The sequence below is a fragment of the Faecalibacterium sp. I4-3-84 genome, assembly GCF_023347255.1.
In the GTDB taxonomy this organism is placed as follows: Bacteria; Bacillota; Clostridia; order Oscillospirales; family Ruminococcaceae; genus Faecalibacterium; species Faecalibacterium taiwanense.
Map to the genome: position 1 here is coordinate 1,718,075 of NZ_CP094466.1, position 20,585 is coordinate 1,738,659.

Sequence of the window (20,585 nt, forward strand, 5' to 3'; positions counted from 1 at the left end):
GCATTGATAGACATGAATAATATCCTCTCAGAAAAAGAATATCAGCATTTCATCATGGACAGGCTTGTGCAGGACAATGGCTACATTGTCCGTAAGGCAACAAACTATGACCGCTTCTTTGCTATGGATCGGGAACTGCTGTTTCGATTTTTGAACGATACACAGCCGAATGAGATGGATGCGCTCCGCAAGATCTATAAAACGGATCTGGAGGATACGATTGTCGGTTTCATCAATGCCGAGGTCACCAAAGCGCGCGGTAGCTTGTTGGATGTGCTGAAGCATGGCATAGAAATCTCCAACATGAAGCTGGAACTCATGTATACCAAACCCGCTACTACCTTTAACCGGGAACTGCTGGCAAAGTATGAAAAGAATATCTTTTCCGTTATGGAGGAGGTCTGGGCAAGCGACAAAGAGCGCGTTGATCTGGTGATTTTCCTGAACGGTCTTGCTATCATGTCCTTTGAACTGAAATGCAATGCTGCAGGTCAGTCCTATCAGGATGCCATCTATCAGTATCGTGTTGACCGTGACCCGAAAACCCGTCTGTTCTGGTTTAAAGCAGGTTGCCTTGTGAACTTCGCTATGGACCTGGAACAGGTCTATATGACCACTAAACTCGCAGGCAACGCCACCTTCTTCCTGCCGTTCAACATGGGCAACGGTGAAGGGGTCAACGCCGGTGCGGGAAACCCGACCTTCAAAGACAAATACAGCGTGTCCTATATGTGGGAGGATATTCTGACCAAGGATACCGTCCTTGATCTCATCAGTAAGTTCATCTTTATCGAAACTAAGGAAAGCAAGGATGAGCTGACAGAGAAAACGAAAAAATCCGAAAATGTCATATTCCCTCGGTATCATCAGTTTGATGTGATCCGCAAACTGCTGGGTGATGTCCGTGATAATGGCACAACGCAGAATTATCTGATCCAGCACAGCGCAGGCTCCGGCAAAACGAACTCTATCGCATGGCTGGCGCACCGCCTGACTTCTCTGCACGATGCGGATAATAAAATCATCTTTGACAATGTTGTGATCATCACTGATCGAGTTGTGGTTGATCGTCAGCTGCAGAAAGCGATTATGGGCATGGAGCATAAAGCGGGGCTTATCCGTGTCATGGACGATAAGTGCAACTCGGCAGACCTTGCCATTGCTCTGAACGGCAATACGAAAATCATCGCCACTACAATTCAGAAATTCCCGTATATTGTAGACAGTGTTGCCGGGCTGAAAAACAAGCATTTTGCGGTTATTATCGATGAGGCACATTCCTCCACGGCAGGTAAGGACATGGCAGCGGTCACAAAGTCGCTGGGTGCAGGAGAACAAGAAGGCATCGATGTGGAAGATATGATTACGGGTGAAATCCGCAGAAACGGCAAACAGGCGAATGTTTCCATGTTCGCTTTCACCGCCACCCCCAAGCCCACAACGATTCAATTGTTTGGTCGACTGAACACCAAAGGGCAGCGTGAGGCGTTTCATATCTATTCTATGAAACAGGCCATTGAGGAGGGCTTTATCCTTGATGTGCTTCAGAACTATACCACTTATGATACCTTTTATCAGCTGAACAAGGAGATTGAAGAAGATCCTCGATGCAAGACTGCTGATGCAAAGCGGCAAATTGCGCGGTTTGTGGAACTGCACGAGACGAACATTGCACAGCGTGTAGAGGTTATCATTGAACATTTCCGCACAACAGTGATGCCGGAACTTGGCGGTATGGCAAAGGCAATGGTCATCACTGCTTCCCGGCAGGGCGCGGTCAAATACCGTCAGGCGTTTGAGAATTATACAAAGAAAAAAGGCTATACCGATATCAAAGCTTTGGTTGCATTTTCTGGCAAAGTAAAGCTCCCGGACGATGAAACCGAATATTCCGAGGCTTCCATGAACGGTTTCCCGGAGGATCGTCTGACAAAAGAATTTGATAAGGACGAATATCAGGTACTTCTGGTTGCGAATAAGTATCAGACCGGGTTTGACCAGCCGAAACTCTGCGCTATGTATGTTCTCAAAAAGCTGAAGGGCGTATCTGCTGTTCAGACGCTTTCCCGCCTGAATCGTATTTGCCCGCCGTTCGAGAAGAAAACCTTCGTGCTGGACTTTGCAAATACATACGAAGATATCAAAGCGGCATTTTCACCGTACTATACGACTACGCTGCTCTCCACTTCCGTAACGCCGACGGCGATTTATGATCTGGAAGCTCAAATCGATGCGTACACCGTGCTTGACCCGGATGATATCGAAAAAGCCAACGAGCTGCTGTATAAGAAGAATATATCTGCCAAGGACAAGCAGAAGCTGACGTTTTACTCTAAACGGGCAAAGAATATGATCGAAAAATACGATCTTATCAAACAGCACGAGATCGTATCTGCGATGCGGCACTTTGTCCGATTCTATGAGTTTCTGTTGCAGGCATCCTGTTTTGAGGATACTGATCTGCACAAGAAATACAACTTTATCACATATCTTCTGGCCTATATCAACATCAAACATCCGGGCGGTGGATACAACCTAGACGGAAAGATTAAGGCAACCAATTTTGTTCAGAAAAAGGTCGAGGAACATACAACGTCAAACCTTGTTGCACAGCCAGTGGTGAAATTGCCGACTGCCGAAAGTTTCGGGCTTACTGAAGCAAAAGAGGAACGGCTTTCAGAGATCATTGCGGAGATCAATAGCCGTACCGGAAAGGCCTATAACAATGATGTGGCAGTTAAGGCTATGTTACAGATCAGGGACATCCTTTTAAAATCGGATAAACTGAAAACCAGTGCGCGAAACAATACCGTCAAAGACTTTGAATTTTCTTATTTTGATGATATTGACGATGCCTTGATTGAAGGATTAGAACAGAATCAGGATTTCTTCTCACTTCTGCTAAGCAATGAAGAAATCAAACGGCAGGTGCTCGGTATTTTTACAGAAGAAATATATAAGAGCTTGCGGGAAGCTTAATGTAAAATAGTATATGAGGTAGAGTGGAGGTGAGATACAGGACACGCAATGATGGACGATGAATTTAGAACGCTGGGATAATAATTCATTATGGAGGAATTATGAATATTTCACCTGACGATTTTAAAAAGATTGGTATAGATAGTTCTGCAATTCAGAGTAAAAAAGAGCAGACTACTTATAAAATAAAATATGTTACGCGATATGTTCGGCAATGGGCGATTGTTGAAGCAGGAAGGAAAACTATTAGCCAAATAAACTTTATTGATTGCATGTGCAATGCTGGAATATATAAAGATGGCGATTTTTGTACAGGAATGGAAGTTATTAATATCTTTAATGAACTGGCTCAAGATCCACGTTACGCATCGAAAAAGTTTGTGGTTTTTCTGAATGATTTGCGAGAGGATAGAATAAATAATTTTATAAGTATAATTAACGGAACCGTTAAGAAAAGCAAAAACTTAAAGATATTTACTGCCCATGCAGATGTTAATTACATACTGGATGACATTGCAAATGCGACTCCACTTCACAGAGAATTGTTTAAGTATGGAAGCTGTAGCCTAATATATGTGGATCCATATAGCTTTGGTACTGTTCAAATCCCCAAACTCCATAATATTTTGAAGGACAACTACTGTGAATTACTTTTCAACTTTTTTACGAGTGACTTTAATCGCAATAAAAATCAAGATCGAGGTCGGATACAGCGATGTCTAGGAGATTTGAAACCAAAAGATAGAAAGCAAGTGGTTGATGATGTGGTTCGGGCTTTAAAAGTTGGAAAAATTAAATATGTCTATTTGTATTCTTTCCGCACGGTAACAAATGCGGAATTGTACCAGATACTTTACGCGACACCAAGTTTGAAAGGACTTAAAGCCCTTAAAGATAGCATCTGGGATGTGTTTGATGGCGAAGAATACCATCGAAATCATTGCGATAGCGGGCAGTTGTCGATGTTTACAACCGAAGATATAAAAGCACTGAATCTGCAAGAATATGAGTTGGAAGCTCAAAACATTGTATATGAAGCATTCAAGGGGAAGACTGTGCCGTTTTTAAAGATTGAAGAAAAAATTCTTGTAGAAACCATGCTTAGAAGTTCCCAAATTATAAAGCACGTGTTAAAGCCGATGATAGCTGAAGGAAAAGTAAGAAAACATAATGATGCAGGAAAAACCAATTTTACAGAGGATAATTACACATTTATATGAGTGAAAAAAAAGTACATGAAAATATCAGAAAAAGCCTGATATACAAAACGGCTGTTGAATACGGCGATTATACGTTGAACCATGTGACAGGTTGCTCACACGGCTGTAAATATCCTTGTTATGCTTACATGATGGCTAAGCGGTTTAAAAAAGTGGAGGACTATGAGGAGTGGATTCAACCGAAACTGGTTGATAACATTTTTCCGCTTTTATCAAAGGAACTGCCTAGATACAAGGATAAAATAAAGACGTTGCATCTTTGCTTTTCGACTGACCCATATATGTATGGACATCCCGATATTTGCAATGCGAGTACACAAATTATTGAGAAAGCAAACGTTTTTGGAGTTCATTGTTCGGTGCTGACAAAAGGCATTTTGCCAGTAGAACTTGCAAAAATGCCGTTAAAAAATGAGTACGGCATAACAGCTGTTACGCTTGACGAGGATTTCCGAAAAGAGATGGAGCCGGGTGCGGCACCGATGGAAGATCGTATTAGCGCGCTAGAAGCACTAAGCAAACAGGGATGCTATACATGGATTAGCATTGAACCGTATCCAACCCCCAATATTCATGAGCAAAATCTCGAACAGCTTTTGGAACGAGTATCTTTTGCGAATCGAATTATTTTTGGAAGACTACATTACAATAAGCAGGTAACAGCGTATAAAGGTTATCAAGATTTTTATAATGCTTGCGCTAAAAAAGTTATAGCGTTTTGCGAAGAACGAAAAATAGCCTATCATATTAAAAAGGGAACGTTTGTGGAATAAGAACCGATTTTGAGAAGGGAGGCCCCAACCATGACCGAACAAGCGCTCCGTAAAATGATTACTGCCGGGGAGAGCACCCGGCAGGAGTTTAAGTCATGGGTGAAGTGCAAGGACTACCGGCAGCGGAAAGAGTTGGCGGTAAAAAGTGCGGTTGCGCTGGCAAATACAAAGGGCGGCGTTCTGCTGTTTGGCGTGGAAGATGACGGCACCATTACGGGCTGCCCCAAGAGTGACCCGCAGGCACTGATGGAAGCCATCTACGATATGACCCGACCAAGCCTGTTTACCGAAATCGAGCCGGTGGAAACCTCTGACGGCGTGGTGCTGGTGGTATCGGTGGAGAAATCCAATTCTCATGTTGCCACCACCGGCGGCATCTATTACAGACGGCTGGGGAACGTGACGAAGCCTGACTACCCGGCAAACGATGTGTACTCCCCTGCCGATAACCCGGACTTTTCGGCAAAGATCGTGGAGGGGGCATCCGAAAGCGACATTGACCTGCTGGAAGTGTACCGCCTGAAAGAAAAGCTGCGGATTCGGGATGCAGGCTCTGCCCTGCCGGATTTGGCAGATACCACCTTTCTGGACAACCTGAACCTGATCCGCATGGACAAGGACGAAGTGCGTGTGACGGTGGCAGGGCTTCTGTTTGTGGGCAAGGCGACCTCCCTTGCGCGGCTGCTGCCGCAGGCAGAGGTGATCTACCTCCATTACAGCGACGAAGCACAGACGGAGTACGACAACCGCATGGATATGCAGGAGCCGGTGATCTCGATTCTGGATAAGCTGACCGAGCGCATCCGCACCTATAACCGCCTGACCAATGTGCAGGTGGGGCTGTTCCGGCTGGAGGTGTACGATTTCTCCGAAGCGGTTTTTCAGGAGGCGTTGCTGAATGCGCTGGCGCACCGCTCCTATGAGGATATGGCACCGATCTATGTCAAGCACTACCCCACAAAGATCGTGATTGAGAACCCCGGCGGCTTTCCGGGGGACATCAACGAAAGCAACATCATCACCCACCAGTCCATTCCCCGGAACAAGCTGATTGCCATGACCCTTCAGCATCTGAAGTATGTGCAGCGTTCCGGGCAGGGTGTGGACATTATGTTCCAGAGTATGCTCACCGAGGGCAAACCTTACCCGGAGTATGCCAGCACGCCCAACTCCGTCCGGCTGACCCTTCGCAGCACGATGGAGAATCAGAGCTTCGTGCGTTTCATCGCAGAGACACAGGATAAGCGGTCCAAGATGTTCACGCTGTCGGAGCTGATGATTCTGCACTATCTGCGGGAGCACCAGAAAATCACCCTGAAGCAGGCGGCAAAGACGATTCAGGAAACCGATGACAACGCCCACAAGGTTCTGAACGCTCTCCGAGACGAGGGGCTTTTGGAACTCAACGGCAAGACCTATATGCTGTCCCTCAAGGTCTACGAAACGGTGAAAACCGATGTGGCCTATGTGCAGGATAAGACGGTCAGCCAGATTCAGGCAAAGGATCGGATTCTTGAATATCTGAAGCATAAGCCGTCGATTACGAATCAGAAAGCACAAGAGCTGTGTGGATACACAAAAGATCAGGCATACCGTATTCTCCGAAAGCTTGTAGAAGAAGGGAAGATTGAAGTAAAAGGAGCAGGGCGCGGAAGAAGATACTGCTTAAAAGAAAATCAGCGATAAAAACACGCGCCGCGCGATTATTACGCGCAAAGAAACGCGCGATTTTCTTGGGAAAGAGCAAAAAATGACTGCAATTCGATAAAAACTGAAATCGTCAATCGCGCGCCGAAACGCGCGCCGCGCGATTAGCGATTTTGCCGCGCGTTTTCTAAGGCTCAATCTTCCAGCCTGCCGTGATTACACCCCAATAACAGGTAGTGCTCCATCTCCCCTCTCAGCACCATCTGCGCGTACTCCAAGGGCTTGTTGTACAGCAGCCAGTCCAGCTCTGCCCGCTGTGCAGGGGGTATTGCCGTACTCGTCCTCAATGGCGATGCAGTTGATGTCAACAGCAGAGCCATCCTCGAACCGGGCTTCTACCCGGTTGGTGTCCATGTTGTAGCTGCAGGAAAGCAATTTTGTCATAATAGTATCCTCCAAGACTTGATTTTTGGCGTGCGGTCACTCGAACCAATGCCGTCAAGTCGTTGTCGGATAGCCTGCGGGTCCCAACCCGTAGGAATGTCTACCGTGGAAGCTGTAACCGAAAGATTTCATGGCTTTTTTGCTTTGTAAGCCATAGTTGCACGGTTTCTGCACGGATTTTGCACGGTGGGTGTTATCCATGTCCGATGATGTAGGGCGCTGTATTGCATTGCAATCAGTGCCCTTTTTCTTAGCGTGAAAATGTAAAAGACCAACTGTATATTTCAGGCTTCGGAAAGAAGCTTCCCTTCCTCCAGCATCTTTTTCACCTCGCGCAGGTCTTTGCACTCGGCGGTGTACAGACGGCGCATCTCGTCGTCGGCGGGGGCAAGGTCCGGCACCATCACGGTGACAAAGCCGCCCCGCGCACCGGCCCGCACGCCGTTGTAGCTGTCCTCCAGCACCAGCGTTTCAGCCGGGGTGGTGCCCAGCGCCTTGGCCGCGGTGAGGAAGATCTCCGGGTCGGGCTTTGACGAGGTGAACTGCTCGCCGGAAATAAGGGCCTTGAAGTGGCTGGTCATCTTCCAGTTGTTGAGGTGCCGCAGGATGGACGCCATCCGGCTGGAGGAAGCCACCACCATGGGAATGTGCTGCGCTTCCAGATAGGCGATGAGTTCATCCAGACCCGGCTTTTTGGGCGGCGGTGCCTGAAAGGCCGTCTCCGCCTGCGCGTGCAGGGCATCCATGATGGCATCGGTGTCGCAGTCCGGGCCGTAGAAGCGGCGCAGCACGGCCCGCATGGAATCGCCTGCCGAGCCGCGCGCGGCAGCGTCCAGCCCTTCCTTATAAGGAAGACCCAGTGTGGCCAGTGCGGGCTTCCACAGGGTGGCCCAGATGCGCTCGGTGTCGAACATCAGCCCGTCCATATCAAAAATAACACCTTTTATCATTGTGCAAAAGCTCCTTTCTGAGCCTGTAAGATCCGGCTTATGCCTTCATTGTATCATATTTTGGGCAGTTTGCACATGGAAAAGCAGGCAATTTAGCGCAACTTAACCTGTCCAAAGATGAAAGATTTTTCGTTTCCTTGTAAATCACATTCATATTATTATAATAGAAAACAACATTCGGTGTTTGCGGGCGCATTTTCACTCGCTGCGCCCGAGATCAGGAAAGAGGGAAAATAAATCATGTTGGATATCAAGATCACCCGTACCACTGCTCCGAAGGCAAAGCCTGACGAGAGCAATCTGGGTTTTGGCAAGAAGTTCACCGACCATATGTTCGTGATGGATTACACCGAGGGCGAAGGCTGGCACGATGCCCGCATTGTCCCCTACGGCCCCTTTGAACTGGACCCGGCTACTGTCGTGTTCCACTACGCTCAGGAGATCTTTGAGGGCATGAAGGCATACCGCACGGCCAATGATACGGTCCAGCTGTTCCGCCCGGACTGCAACGCAAAGCGTTTCCAGGACTCCGCCGACCGTCTGTGCATCCCCAAGATCCCTGTGGAGGACTACATTCAGGCCGTTGAAACTCTGGTGGACGTGGACCGTGACTGGGTGCCCCATTCCGATGGTGCTTCCCTGTATATCCGTCCCTTCATTTTTGCAAACGACGTGGGTCTGGGCGTGCACGCTTCCAAGCACTACATTTTCTGCATCATCTGCGCTCCCTCGGGCGCTTACTATGCCGAGGGCATCAACCCCGTCCGCATCTATGTTGAAGACGAGTACATCCGTGCCGCTCCCGGCCTGACCGGCTTCACCAAGTGCGGCGGCAACTATGCTGCTTCCATCAAGGCCGGTGAGCTGGCCGAGGAGCAGGGCTACGCACAGGTGCTGTGGCTGGACGGCGTGGAGAAGAAGTACGTCGAGGAAGTTGGCAGCATGAACATCATGTTCAAGATCGACGGCAAGGTGTACACCGCTGCTACCGTCGGCACCGTTCTGCCCGGCGTTACCCGCCGCAGCTGCATCGAGCTGCTGAAGGACTGGGGCTATGAGGTCGTCGAGGGCAAGATCGCCATTGCCGACATTATGGCTGCTGCCCGCGAAGGCAAGCTGGAAGAGGTGTTCGGCACCGGTACCGCCGCTGTCGTCTCCCCCGTCAAGGAGCTGGTCTGGAAGGGCGAGCACGCCTACATCGGCGACGGCAAGATCGGCCCTGTCACCCAGAAGCTGTACGACACCATGACCGGTATGCAGTGGGGCAAGATCCCCGATACCAAGGGCTGGATCGTGCCTGTTGAGAAAAAGAACTGATCCCGATTCTCCGGAGAGAACCTTTTTATTCAGAATAGCAGCAAACGCCGCCAGGCCTCCGCTCGGCGGCGTTTGCCGTATATTAGGATAACGTCCTCGCCCTCTCCGTCAAAACTCCAAAATTTCCCGGCGCAATTGCTTTCTGTGCCCTGCAGTGCTAAACTGAAAACAGAACAGCGGCCTGCATTGCGGCAGGCCATGTGCAGGAAAGATTGAGAGGAATGGACCCATGGTCAAAAAATGGAGCGTGAGCTACCCTGCCGTCAACGGCACCGAGCAGCGCAGAGTATATGTTTATCTGCCCACGATGTATGAAGCTGACCCCGACCGCCGGTATCCGGTGCTGTATATGTTCGACGGCCAGAACGTCTTTTTTGACGAGGATGCCACCTATGGCAAAAGCTGGGGCGTGGCCGATTATCTGGACTACACCGACACTCCGCTGATCGTGGCGGCGGTGGAGTGCAACGCCGGAGCCAACAACGAACGGCTGGTGGAGTATTCGCCCTACCGGTTCGATGACCCGCAGTTCGGCCACTTCGACGGCACGGGTCAGGCCACCATGAGCTGGTATATCCACCGGTTCAAACCCTTCATCGACCGCAACTTCCGCACCCTGCCCGACCGGGAGCACACCTTCATCGGCGGCAGCAGCATGGGCGGCCTGATGAGCCTGTACGCCCTTTTGCAGCACAACGACACTTTCAGCCGTGCGGCGGCGCTGTCGCCGTCCATCTGGGTGTCGCCGGAAAAGCTTTCCGGCCTTGTGGGCCGGGCAAAGCTGGAGCCGGGCACCGTGCTGTACATGGACTACGGCTCCCGCGAGATGGGCAACCACGACGGGATGCGCCGCGGCTTTGCAGAGATGTGCGCAAAGGTCATGACCCGGGGCATCCACCTTACCAGCCGCATCGTGCCCGGCGGCACCCACAGCGAAGCCAGTTGGGAAAAACAGCTGCCCTTTATGTTCCATACTCTGATGTATGAGGTGGAGGAGTAAACCCTAAAAGGAGGAAACACCATGGAAATGCAGTATTTTAAGGACTACAGCCCGGCGCTGGGCCGCGACATGGAGTGCAAAATTTACGGCCACGCAGGCCGCCCGATGCTGTACATCCCCTGTCAGGATGGCCGCTTCTTCGATTTTGAGAACTTCCACATGAACGATACCCTTGCCCCATGGATCGATGCTGGTAAGATCATGGTGATCTCCATTGATACCATGGACAAGGAGACCTGGTCCGACACGCAGGGCGACCCCTATTGGCGCATCCGCCGCTATGAGCAGTGGCTGCGCTATATCGTGGAGGAGGCTGTGCCCAAGATCCAGTATCTGGCCAAGGAGCGCAACGGCTGGGACGACCTGCCCGGTGTCATTGCCTTTGGCTGCAGTCTGGGTGCCACCCATGCGGTCAACCTGTACCTGCGCCGCCCGGATGTGTTCTGCGGCTGTCTGGCCCTCAGCGGCATCTACACGGCCCACTATGGCTTCGGCAATTATATGGACGAGCTGGTGTACATGAACTCGCCCGTGGACTACATGAAGAACTTCCCGGAGGATCACCCCTACATGCAGCTGTTCCGCAGCCAGAAGGCGGTCATCTGCTGCGGTCAGGGCGACTGGGAGCAGCCGGACACCACATGGTTCCTCAAGCGCATCTTCGAGGCCAAGAACATCCCCATCTGGGTAGACCTGTGGGGCCACGATGTGAACCACGACTGGAACTGGTGGTATAAGCAGACTGCATATTACATGCCCTACGTGCTGGGAGAGCAGTAAACAGGGAACTCCCCCAGTCTGCTTCGCAGACAGCCCCCTCATGGAGGGGGCCTTGTAAAAGCTCTCCGCAACGGAAAAAGGCCCCCCCGGAGGGAGCTGGCACGGCGAAGCCGTGACGGAGGGAGTTTTTATAGAGGAAAGAGGAATCATAAAACCATGCAGAATTTTATTTTTATTTCGCCCAACTTCCCCACCAACTACTGGCAGTTCTGCCGTGAGCTGAAAAACAACGGCATGAATGTGCTGGGCATCGGCGACCAGCCCTACGATGAGCTGAAGCCGGAGCTGAAGGACAGCCTGAACGAGTACTACAAGGTGGGCAGTCTGGAAAACTACGACGAGGTCTACCGCGCCGTGGCCTTCTTTGCATTCAAGTATGGCCGCATCGACTGGCTGGAGTCCAACAATGAATACTGGCTGGAGCGGGACGCAGCCCTGCGCACCGATTTCCACATCACCTCCGGCTTCCAGACTTCCGATATGCCCCGCATCAAGTACAAGAGCAAGATGAAGGAGTATTACCAGAAGGCCGGCATCGCCACCGCACGCTACCACATGGTGGACGATTACGAGGGCTGCCGGAAGTTCATCGACGAGGTGGGCTACCCGGTGGTGGTAAAGCCGGATAACGGCGTGGGCGCATCCGATACCCACAAGCTGTCCAGCGACGAGGACCTGAAAAAGTTCCTCGTGCAGAAGACGGCCCATCACCCGGATGTGGAGTACATCATGGAGGAGTTCGTCCGGGCCGAGGTGAACAGCTACGATGCCATCATCGATGCCAACGGCAACCCCATCTTTGAGGCCGGCAACGTCAGCCCCATGTCCATCATGGATATCGTCAACGACAACGACAACTCCATCTACTACATCATCAAGGACCTGCCCGAGGACACCCGCGCTGCAGGCCGTGCCGCCGTCAAGAGCTTTGGCGTGAAGAGCCGCTTCATCCACTTTGAGTTCTTCCGCATGACCGAGAATCAGGCCAGCATGGGCAAAAAGGGCCAGATCGTGGCGCTGGAGGTCAACATGCGCCCCTGCGGCGGCTTTACCCCGGACATGATCAACTTTGCCCGCTCCACCAACGTGTATAAGATCTGGGCGGACATGATCGCCTTTGGCGGCACCGATATGCCGGTGGGCGAGCACTTCTACTGCCCGTTTGCAGGCCGCCGCGACGGCAAGCACTTTGTGTACAGCCACGAGCAGATCATGCAGAAGTACCAGCAGAACATGCGCATGGTGGACCGCATCCCGGATGCCCTGAGCGGTGCCATGGGCAACCAGATGTACGTTGCCACATTCTCCACCCGCGAGGGCATGGAGCAGTTCTACGCCGACGTGCTGGCCACCACCGACGACAACAACGCCGCTGTACAGAAGGAACTGAGCAGCATTCTGGCTCTGGGCGAGCCGGAGACCACCCCGGCGGAAAAGCCCGCCGCTCCTGCCGCTAAAAAGGCACGCACCACAAAGAAAAAGTAAGAATACGCTCAAACAGCCCCGGAACGGCATGCCCGTCCCGGGGCTGTTGTTATATTGCAAAAAAATGGTCACCCGTTCTGAGCGAAATGACAAATTTTTTCAGATTGGTTGACAAGATGCCGGGGGGGGGTAAGATGTGGGTGTGAAGCATATTTTTGGGGTGCTTCGGCACAAAAAACAGGAGGCTTGTATTATGAGATTGTACAAAAAAGCAGCCGCTGTTCTGCTGGCGGCAGCAATGGCTGTTTCCATGATGACCGCTTGCGGCGGTGGCGGTGGTTCCACCGGCGGCAATGGCGGCGGCAGCGGAAACAATGGCGGAAGCACATCCGTGGCTGTGCCTGCACCGGACAAGTTTGAAAATGTTGGCACTGGTTCCGAAAGTGAGGGTGGCGGGTCCGGCACTTTGGGTACGCCGATCGCAAGCTTCAGCGGAAGCCAGTATGCAGCTTTTGTTCAGAATGTGAAGAATCATCAGTCCACCGGTCTGTACATGGAATACACCACTGTGGAATATGATGCGAACAAAGCATATAAATCTGGAATAAATTATATTCTTGCAGCGGATAGAAATGACATCTATTTGAAAATGAGGTCTGTCGGCAGCACATCCTCGGTTCCGAGTGTGGTATTCGGAACGGTCGAGAACAATACAGAGTGGTTGTACGCCTTGTATGAAAAGTCGAAGGTTGCAGTGGGCGAGCAGGGAGCCTATAATGAAGGCCAGCTGTGGGATGATATTGGCTTTAGTGCAGATGCTCTGCCCTATCAGATGTACAAGACTGTTGTAAAAGTGAACGGCCAGCCCTATGACGCTGAGACCTTTACGGATTCCTATGGAACCAAGTACACTATCTGCTATCAGGGCAGTATGCCGAAGTATACGATGATTGAATATGCGCATCCGGATTCAGACGGTGTGCAGTATTACGTCACCGAGTATAAGACCATCCAGTACACCACCAACGGCCTGTGCCAGTGGCCGAAAGACGGCTATAAGGTCTATAAGTACGTCAGCACTTCTCAATCCGGCAATACGGCAACGATCGTGCTGGCCGATGAAGCAGGCAAGCAGTATACGATCACTGTCGTGGAAGGCGTCCCCAATGGCCTGACCGTTAAGGATGGAAACGGCAATGTCGTTACAGACCAGTTCAAGTGGCTTATGCAGGGCGAGTAAAACAAGAATATAATTTACAACCAATAATCTTCAGCCCCGGAATGGCGTGCCCGTCCCGGGGCTGTTGTTATATTGCTAAAAAATGGTCATCTGTTCCGGGCAAAATGACAAAATTTTTCAGATTGGTTGACAAGATGCCCGGGGGGGGTAAGATGTGGGTGCGAAGCATATTTTTGGGGAGCTTCGGAACAAAAAAACAGGAGGCTTGTATTATGAGATTGTACAAAAAAGCAGCCGCCGTTCTGCTGGCGGCAGCAATGGCTGTTTCCATGATGACCGCTTGCGGCGGTGGCGCAGGCGGCGGCAACGGTGGCAATGGCGGGAATGGCGGTAATGGTGGCGACACTGAAATCGTTCAACCGGTTCCCGGTCCGGATACAACGGACCCGGATCAGGGCGGTGAGACTGGCGGCACTACGACTCAGCCCGAGAAGACAAAAATCCCGGATGTGACAAAGAGTCAGTATGCACAGTCCTCGAAGAAGATCTACAATTCGAACGAGTTCTATGTCCTGGCTACTATGGCCGATTATGATGCCAATAAAACAAAAACGAGCGAAGGACAGATGATTTTGGCCCGCAAAGGCACCGATGTTTACATGAAAGCTGCCTTTACTCAAAACAGCAAGACCCAAGAGCATGCGGTGTTCGCAGAAAAGACAAACGATGGCAAGTATGCAAGTTACCTGCTGTTTGAGGATGCTAAGACTGCATTGAAAAGTATTCGGAACGATCCGCCCATGGACTTTTCTAAAGAGGAAGAATTGCCGAACGAAATGTACCGCACTACTGTAAAAGTCGGCGGCAAAGAATATTACGCAGAAACCTATACAGATAAAAACGGTTCCGAACAGATCATTTGCTTTGACGAAAATGGCATGCCGAAATATCAATTTTCTCAGCGAAAGGATGGCACCTCTGAGACTACGGTGTACCAGACCATCCGAATCGGTAACTCTAACAACCTGTGTCAGGTGAACGGCTATAAGGCTTATACGATGGAGAACGATGCGGAAGGTAAACCGATTCTGGTCGATGAAAGTGGCAACAAGTATAAAGTTACTTTCAAGATTGACGAGACTACCCACAAGGTTACTGAAGTGAAAGTCGAAGACAGCAATGGCAAGGATGTAACGACGAAAGACTTTGCATGGTTTGTTAAGTATTTTAAAGGTTAAAGCACTTTTCTCAAAAAAATAACAAGATGTTTTGCCCCGGCTGTCCCCCGACAGCCGGGGCTTTTCGTTGTCCCTTTTGGCAAAGTGTGGTATACTGTTGCCAGAGATTTTATTGGGAACGAGGTACATCTATGAAAATTCCTGCAAACGGCTTTACCCATGCCGGCAAGTTCCACGCCGACGATGTGTTTGCCACTGCGCTGCTGCAGATCCTGCGCCCGGATATCAGGATCACCCGCGGCTTTGTGGTGCCGGACGGTTTTGACGGCATCGTGTACGATGTGGGCTTTGGGATGTTCGACCACCATCAGGAGCCCCGGGAGTACCGCGCAAACGGTGTGCCCTACGCGGCCTTCGGCCTGCTGTGGCGGGTGCTCGGCCCCGGCCTTGTGGGCGAGCGTCAGGCCCGGCTCATTGACGAGAACTTCATCCAGCCGCTGGACCTCAACGATAACACCGGCGAGCAGAACAGCCTGTGCGATGCCATTGGCTTTTTTAACCCGGTGTGGGACTCCAAAGAGGATCAGGACACCTGCTTTTTCAAGGCGGTGGCCGTGGCAAAGCAGATCTTGGAAAACCAGATCGCCAGCGCCAACGCCGTGAACCGCGCCGACGAAAAGGTGCAGCAAGCCTACAAAAACTCCCGGGACGGCATCGTGGTGCTGCCCTGCTATCTGCCGTGGAAGAACGGCCTGTACAAGACGGACGCGCTGTTCGTGATCTACCCCAGCCAGCGCGGCGGCTGGAGCGCCCAGTGCGTCACCGACCACAAGACCAAGCGTCCCAAACTCCCCTTCCCCCAGAGCTGGGCCGGCCAGCCGCAGGAGGTCATTGAGCAGAAGAGCGGCATCCCGGGCATCAGCTTCTGCCACGCCAGCCGCTTCCTCATCACCGCCAAGGATAAGGAAACTGCCCTTGCTGCCTGCCGTCAGGTGTTAAAGAACAATGGCCGCATCTGAGCCGTGCGCCCGGCCAAAGCCCGCCTTTGTGTATATGGTGCGGTGTACCGACGGTACGCTGTACACCGGCTGGACCACCGACCCTGCCGCCCGCCTGCAGGTCCACAAAAGCGGCAGAGGGGCCCGCTACACCCGGGCCAGAGGTGCAGCGGCCTTTGCCTACGTGGAGCGCTGTGCGGACAAGCGCAGCGCCCTGCGGCGGGAAGCTGCGCTCAAAAAGCTGCCCAAGGCGCAAAAAGAGCTGCTGTGCCGCGCATGGAGCGCGGCGGGCGGGCCCTTTTCCGGCGCATAAAGACAAAACGAAACCCGGAACTCTTTCAGGGCCAGACGGCTCACAAAAGGGTCCCGGGCGTTTTGTTTTTGCGGTGTGAATTCTTTCCGTGTGCTGTAGTCCGCACATGCCTCCGGACAGGCTGCATGTGCCCCGAATATATACTGCGCAAATGCATAAAATATGAATATATTCTGCAAATAACGCATAAAGATACAAATTGAACCAAAACAGAGGTCAAATCCGTGTAAGGTTTGGCGGTTTTCGGCATTGACGGAAAAGCCGCGCGGCGTATAATAAAAGCATCAACAGAAATGCAGATGCAAGAGGGTGCGGGAGGGATGCCTGCATCAGAAAACAAAAGTGTATTTTTAAAAGGAGCAATCATCATGAAAAAGGAAAACATCAAAAAAGTCGTTCTGGCATACTCCGGCGGTCTGGATACCTCCATCATCATTCCCTGGCTGAAGGAAAACTACAACAACTGCGAGGTCGTTGCCGTCTCCGGTGACGTGGGTCAGGGCACCGAGCTGGACGGTCTGGAAGAAAAGGCCAAGGCTACCGGCGCTTCCAAGCTGTACGTGCTGGACCTGAAGAAGGACTTTGTGGAGAACTACATCTTCCCCACCCTGAAGTTCGGCGCGAAGTACGAAGATTACCTGCTGGGCACCAGCTTTGCACGTCCCTGCATCGCCAAGGCTCTGGCAGATATCGCCATCAAGGAAGGTGCAGATGCCATCTGCCACGGCTGCACCGGTAAGGGCAACGATCAGGTGCGTTTTGAGCTGACCCTCAAGGCCCTGTGCCCGGATATGGCCATCATTGCTCCGTGGCGTGAGTGGGATATCAAGAGCCGTGACGAGGAGATCGATTACGCCGAGGCTCACCACATCCCCCTGAAGATCAACCGTGAGACCAACTATTCCAAGGACAAGAACCTGTGGCACCTGAGCCACGAGGGCCTCGATCTGGAAAGCCCCGCCAACGAGCCGCAGTACAACAAGCCCGGCTTCCTGGAGCTGGGTGTCAGCCCCGAGCAGGCTCCCGACGTTCCCACCTATGTGACCATCCACTTTGAAAAGGGCATCCCCACCGCCGTGGACGGCAAGGAGATGGGCGCTGTGGAGCTGGTGGAATACCTGAACAAGCTGGGCGGCGAGAACGGCATCGGCCTGCTGGATATCGTGGAGAACCGTCTGGTGGGCATGAAGAGCCGCGGCGTGTACGAGACCCCCGGCGGTGCCATCCTGTACAAGGCCATCAATGTTCTGGAGACCATCACTCTGGATAAGGAAAGCTCTCACTTCAAGGCTCAGCTGGCCCAGAAGTATGCTGATATCGTTTACAACGGCCAGTGGTTCACCCCGCTGCGCGAGGCTCTGGATGCCTTTGCCGACAGTCTGGAAAAGACCGTTACCGGCGATGTGAAGCTCAAGCTCTACAAGGGCAACATGATCAACGCCGGTGTCACCTCTCCGTATACCCTGTACGACGAGCAGACCGCTTCCTTCGGCGAGGACGAGGACTACAATCAGGCTGATGCAACAGGCTTCATCAACCTGTTCGGCCTGTCCATCAAGGAGCGCGCAAAGCTGTCCAAGAACTGGCCGGAGATCAAGTAAGCAGTTGTAACATCTTCCCTTTCGTGTGTTTTCACACTTTCACACGGAAGTTCCATCCAACCGGCATCGTTGCCGGCGGCACCGCCGCAGGAGCGTTTTCCCCTGCGGCGGCTTTGCCGTTTTTAGAAGAAATAAAATGAGCGGCAAAAACTCCTTCCGTCAAACCCTGACGGGTTTGCCAGCTCCCTCAGTGAGGGAGCCTCTGGCGAAGAGGTGAAGCTTTCCGCACTGCCAAGGCCTCCCTCCTTGAGGGAGGTGTCACCGAAGGTGACGGAAGGAGTCTCGGCGAGCCGCCTATCAGTAAAGGATAAAATTATGGCAGAACAACTCTGGAAGGGCCGTTTTTCCAAGGCCGTGGATTCCCGCGTGAACGACTTCAACTCCTCCATCCGGTTCGACCAGCGCATGATCGCGCAGGATATGCGCGGCAGCGGCGTGCACGCCGCCATGCTGGCAAAGCAGGGCATCATCTCGGAAAAGGACTGTGAGGACATCCTCAACGGTCTGGCTTCCATCGCCGATGATCTGGCCAGCGGTGCGCTGACCATCGACCCCAATGCCGAGGATGTGCACACCTTTGTGGAGCAGACCCTCACCGCCCGCATTGGCGATGCGGGCAAGCGGCTGCACACCGGCCGCAGCCGCAACGATCAGGTGGCGCTGGATATCCGCCTGACCCTGCGGGACTACAGCCACACCCTGCAGGCCTACATCGTGGAGCTCATCAAGGTCATCTGCAAAAAGGCCGGTGAGAACACCACCGCCGTCATGCCCGGCTACACCCATCTGCAGCGTGCCCAGCCCATCACCTTTGGCCACGCCCTGATGGCATATGCATCCATGCTGCTGCGGGATCTGCAGCGCTTTGAGGATGCCACCGCCCGCATGGACGCACAGTGCCCGCTGGGCAGCGGCGCGCTGGCTGGCACCACCTACCCGCTGGACCGCCAGTTCACCGCCGAAAAGCTGGGCTTTGCGGCTCCCTGTGCCAACAGTCTGGACGGCGTGTCCGACCGCGATTTCTGCATCGAGCTGGCCAATGCCATCTCCATCTGCATGATGCACCTGTCCCGGCTTTCCGAGGAGATCATCCTGTGGTGCAGCTGGGAGTTCAAGTTCATTGAGCTGGACGATGCCTTTACCACCGGCTCTTCCATCATGCCGCAGAAGAAGAACCCGGATGTTACCGAGCTGATCCGCGGCAAGACCGGCCGTGTCTACGGCGACCTGAACACTCTGCTGGTGATGATGAAGGGCATTCCCCTCGCCTACAACAAGGACATGCAGGAGGATAAGGAAGCCATCTTCGACGCAGTGGATACGCTGGAGCTGTGCCTGAAGACGGTCACTCCCATGCTGGACACCATGAAGACCATTCCGGCCAACATGCGCCGCGCCGCCGCCAAGGGCTTTATCAACGCCACCGACTGCGCCGACTACCTCACCAAGAAGGGAATGCCCTTCCGGGATGCCTACAAGCTGACCGGCTGCATGGTGTCGGACTGCATTGCAAAGGACAAGACCCTTGAAGAGCTGACCCTCGACGAGTTCAAGGGCTACAGCGCTCTGTTTGAGAACGATATCTACGATGCCATTGATCTGGTCAAGTGCTGCGAGGGCCGCACCAGCTACGGCGGCCCCAGCGAAGCCAGCGTGAACAACCAGATCGCACTGGCAAACGCACAGCTGGATGCGTGGGAGGAAAAGAACGCATGAGCGTGAAAGTTTTTATTGATGGCTCTTCCGGCACCACTGGTCTGCGCATTGCCGACCGTCTGGCACAACGCCCGGAGATCGAGCTGCTTTCCATTTCCGCAGAGGGCCGCAAGGATGTGAACGAGCGGGCGAAGGTGATCAACTCTGCCGACCTCGCCTTCCTCTGCCTGCCGGATGCCGCTTCCAAAGAGGTCATGCCCCTGCTGCGCCCGGACGTGAAGGTGCTGGACACCTCCACCGCCTTCCGCACCGATGCCGCATGGGACTACGGCTTCCCGGAGCTGGCGGGCCAGAAGGAAAAAATCAAAAATTCCTGCCGCGTGGCAGTGCCCGGCTGCTATGCCAGCGGCTTTATCAGCATTGCCCGCCCGCTGGTGGAGCTGGGCCTTGCACCGGCAGAGTATCCCTTCAGCTGCACCGGCATCTCCGGCTACTCCGGCGGCGGCAAAAAGATGATCGCCGAGTACGAGAGCGCTGATCGCCCGGCGCACAGCAAGCTGGATGCACCCAAGAGCTACGGTCTGGGCCTTGCCCATAAGCACCTGCCGGAAATGCAGAAGATCAGCGGCCTTGCCCACACCCCCATGTTCGTGCCCGTGGTGTGCGATTACTACTGCGGCATGCAGGTGCTGGTGCCGCTGGATCTGACGCTGGCGGGCAGCACCGCCGAACAGGTGGCCGAGGGCATTGCGGCATATTACAAGGATGCTGCCACCGTCAAGGTGCACGCTCTGAACGAAGCCCTGCCGGAGAACGGTCTGTACTCCAATGCCATGGCCGGTACCGACCGCATGGAGCTGTACATGACCGTGAACGCTGCAGGCGACCAGATGATGCTGGTCTCCCTGTTCGATAATCTGGGCAAGGGCTCTTCCGGCGCGGCCGTCCAGTGCATGAACCTGATGCTGGGGCTGGAAGAGACCGAAGGGTTGGAATAAAGATGGCTCGTACACGGGCAGCGTCCTCGCCCTCTCCGTCTTTGCTTCGCAAATCCACCTCTCCCAAAGGGAGAGGCCTTGGCAAAAAGATGAAGTTTGCGTGGACTGCCAAGGGCTCCCACTTTG

Annotated in this window: 16 protein-coding genes and 1 pseudogene; 15 read left to right on the plus strand and 2 right to left on the minus strand. The window is 52.9% G+C overall.

Annotated features, from left to right (window positions below; genetic code table 11):
• The first annotated feature begins 12 nt into the window (after nucleotides 1-12).
• The 4 genes from MTP41_RS08460 to MTP41_RS08475 all read left to right on the plus strand — a co-directional run bounded on the left by MTP41_RS08460 (nucleotide 13) and on the right by MTP41_RS08475 (nucleotide 6,658).
• Nucleotides 13-2,979 carry a type I restriction endonuclease subunit R gene (locus MTP41_RS08460; RefSeq protein WP_097776821.1) on the plus strand — a complete coding sequence of 989 codons (2,967 nt, stop codon included), beginning with the start codon at nucleotides 13-15 and terminating at the stop codon, nucleotides 2,977-2,979.
• A 101-nt stretch (nucleotides 2,980-3,080) separates the two neighbouring features.
• The gene (gene tcmP / locus MTP41_RS08465) at nucleotides 3,081-4,199 is read left to right on the plus strand and encodes a three-Cys-motif partner protein TcmP (RefSeq protein WP_097776822.1); all 1,119 of its coding nucleotides are present in this window, start codon (nucleotides 3,081-3,083) and stop codon (nucleotides 4,197-4,199) included.
• A complete protein-coding gene (locus tag MTP41_RS08470) occupies nucleotides 4,196-4,972 on the plus strand; it encodes a radical SAM protein (RefSeq protein WP_097776823.1) in 777 nt (258 codons plus the stop codon). The genes tcmP and MTP41_RS08470 overlap by 4 nt, the downstream gene beginning before the upstream one ends.
• 30 nt (nucleotides 4,973-5,002) lie before the next feature.
• Nucleotides 5,003-6,658: an RNA-binding domain-containing protein gene (locus tag MTP41_RS08475; protein WP_097776824.1), complete on the plus strand. Its 1,656-nt coding sequence runs from the start codon at nucleotides 5,003-5,005 to the stop codon at nucleotides 6,656-6,658.
• 155 nt (nucleotides 6,659-6,813) lie between these two features.
• On the opposite strand, the pseudogene MTP41_RS08480 reads toward MTP41_RS08475, so the two are convergent.
• Both MTP41_RS08480 and MTP41_RS08485 read right to left on the minus strand, forming a co-directional pair.
• Nucleotides 6,814-7,063: pseudogene (locus MTP41_RS08480) on the minus strand (DUF6061 family protein).
• Between the two features lie 284 nt (nucleotides 7,064-7,347).
• Nucleotides 7,348-8,013: an HAD family hydrolase gene (locus tag MTP41_RS08485; protein WP_249235319.1), complete on the minus strand. Its 666-nt coding sequence runs from the start codon at nucleotides 8,011-8,013 to the stop codon at nucleotides 7,348-7,350.
• A 240-nt stretch (nucleotides 8,014-8,253) separates the two neighbouring features.
• On the opposite strand from MTP41_RS08485, the gene MTP41_RS08490 reads away from it, so the two are divergent.
• From MTP41_RS08490 to argC, 11 genes are all read left to right on the plus strand, one after another.
• Nucleotides 8,254-9,330, plus strand: coding sequence for a branched-chain amino acid aminotransferase (locus MTP41_RS08490; RefSeq protein WP_249235320.1), 1,077 nt, complete (start codon nucleotides 8,254-8,256; stop codon nucleotides 9,328-9,330).
• A 229-nt stretch (nucleotides 9,331-9,559) separates the two neighbouring features.
• Nucleotides 9,560-10,330 carry an alpha/beta hydrolase gene (locus MTP41_RS08495; RefSeq protein ID WP_249235321.1) on the plus strand — a complete coding sequence of 257 codons (771 nt, stop codon included), beginning with the start codon at nucleotides 9,560-9,562 and terminating at the stop codon, nucleotides 10,328-10,330.
• A 21-nt stretch (nucleotides 10,331-10,351) separates the two neighbouring features.
• A complete protein-coding gene (locus tag MTP41_RS08500) occupies nucleotides 10,352-11,110 on the plus strand; it encodes an esterase family protein (RefSeq protein ID WP_249235322.1) in 759 nt (252 codons plus the stop codon).
• A 156-nt stretch (nucleotides 11,111-11,266) separates the two neighbouring features.
• Nucleotides 11,267-12,595: an ATP-grasp domain-containing protein gene (locus tag MTP41_RS08505; protein ID WP_249235323.1), complete on the plus strand. Its 1,329-nt coding sequence runs from the start codon at nucleotides 11,267-11,269 to the stop codon at nucleotides 12,593-12,595.
• Nucleotides 12,596-12,788: 193 nt separating this feature from the next.
• Nucleotides 12,789-13,775, plus strand: coding sequence for a hypothetical protein (locus tag MTP41_RS08510; protein ID WP_120019943.1), 987 nt, complete (start codon nucleotides 12,789-12,791; stop codon nucleotides 13,773-13,775).
• A gap of 212 nt (nucleotides 13,776-13,987) precedes the next feature.
• Nucleotides 13,988-14,953: a hypothetical protein gene (locus tag MTP41_RS08515; RefSeq protein ID WP_249235324.1), complete on the plus strand. Its 966-nt coding sequence runs from the start codon at nucleotides 13,988-13,990 to the stop codon at nucleotides 14,951-14,953.
• 131 nt (nucleotides 14,954-15,084) lie between these two features.
• Nucleotides 15,085-15,912, plus strand: a complete 828-nt coding sequence (locus tag MTP41_RS08520) for an MYG1 family protein (protein ID WP_120120345.1) — start codon at nucleotides 15,085-15,087, stop codon at nucleotides 15,910-15,912.
• The gene (locus MTP41_RS08525; protein ID WP_249235325.1) at nucleotides 15,899-16,204 is read left to right on the plus strand and encodes a GIY-YIG nuclease family protein; all 306 of its coding nucleotides are present in this window, start codon (nucleotides 15,899-15,901) and stop codon (nucleotides 16,202-16,204) included. The genes MTP41_RS08520 and MTP41_RS08525 overlap by 14 nt, the downstream gene beginning before the upstream one ends.
• Before the next feature lie 368 nt (nucleotides 16,205-16,572).
• Nucleotides 16,573-17,805: an argininosuccinate synthase gene (locus tag MTP41_RS08530; protein ID WP_249235326.1), complete on the plus strand. Its 1,233-nt coding sequence runs from the start codon at nucleotides 16,573-16,575 to the stop codon at nucleotides 17,803-17,805.
• A gap of 315 nt (nucleotides 17,806-18,120) precedes the next feature.
• Complete coding sequence (gene argH, locus MTP41_RS08535; RefSeq protein ID WP_118527464.1) at nucleotides 18,121-19,521, plus strand: argininosuccinate lyase; 1,401 nt, start codon at nucleotides 18,121-18,123, stop codon at nucleotides 19,519-19,521.
• A complete protein-coding gene (argC, locus tag MTP41_RS08540) occupies nucleotides 19,518-20,459 on the plus strand; it encodes an N-acetyl-gamma-glutamyl-phosphate reductase (protein ID WP_249235327.1) in 942 nt (313 codons plus the stop codon). Before argH ends, argC begins: the two co-directional genes overlap by 4 nt.
• The last annotated feature ends 126 nt before the right edge of the window (nucleotides 20,460-20,585 follow it).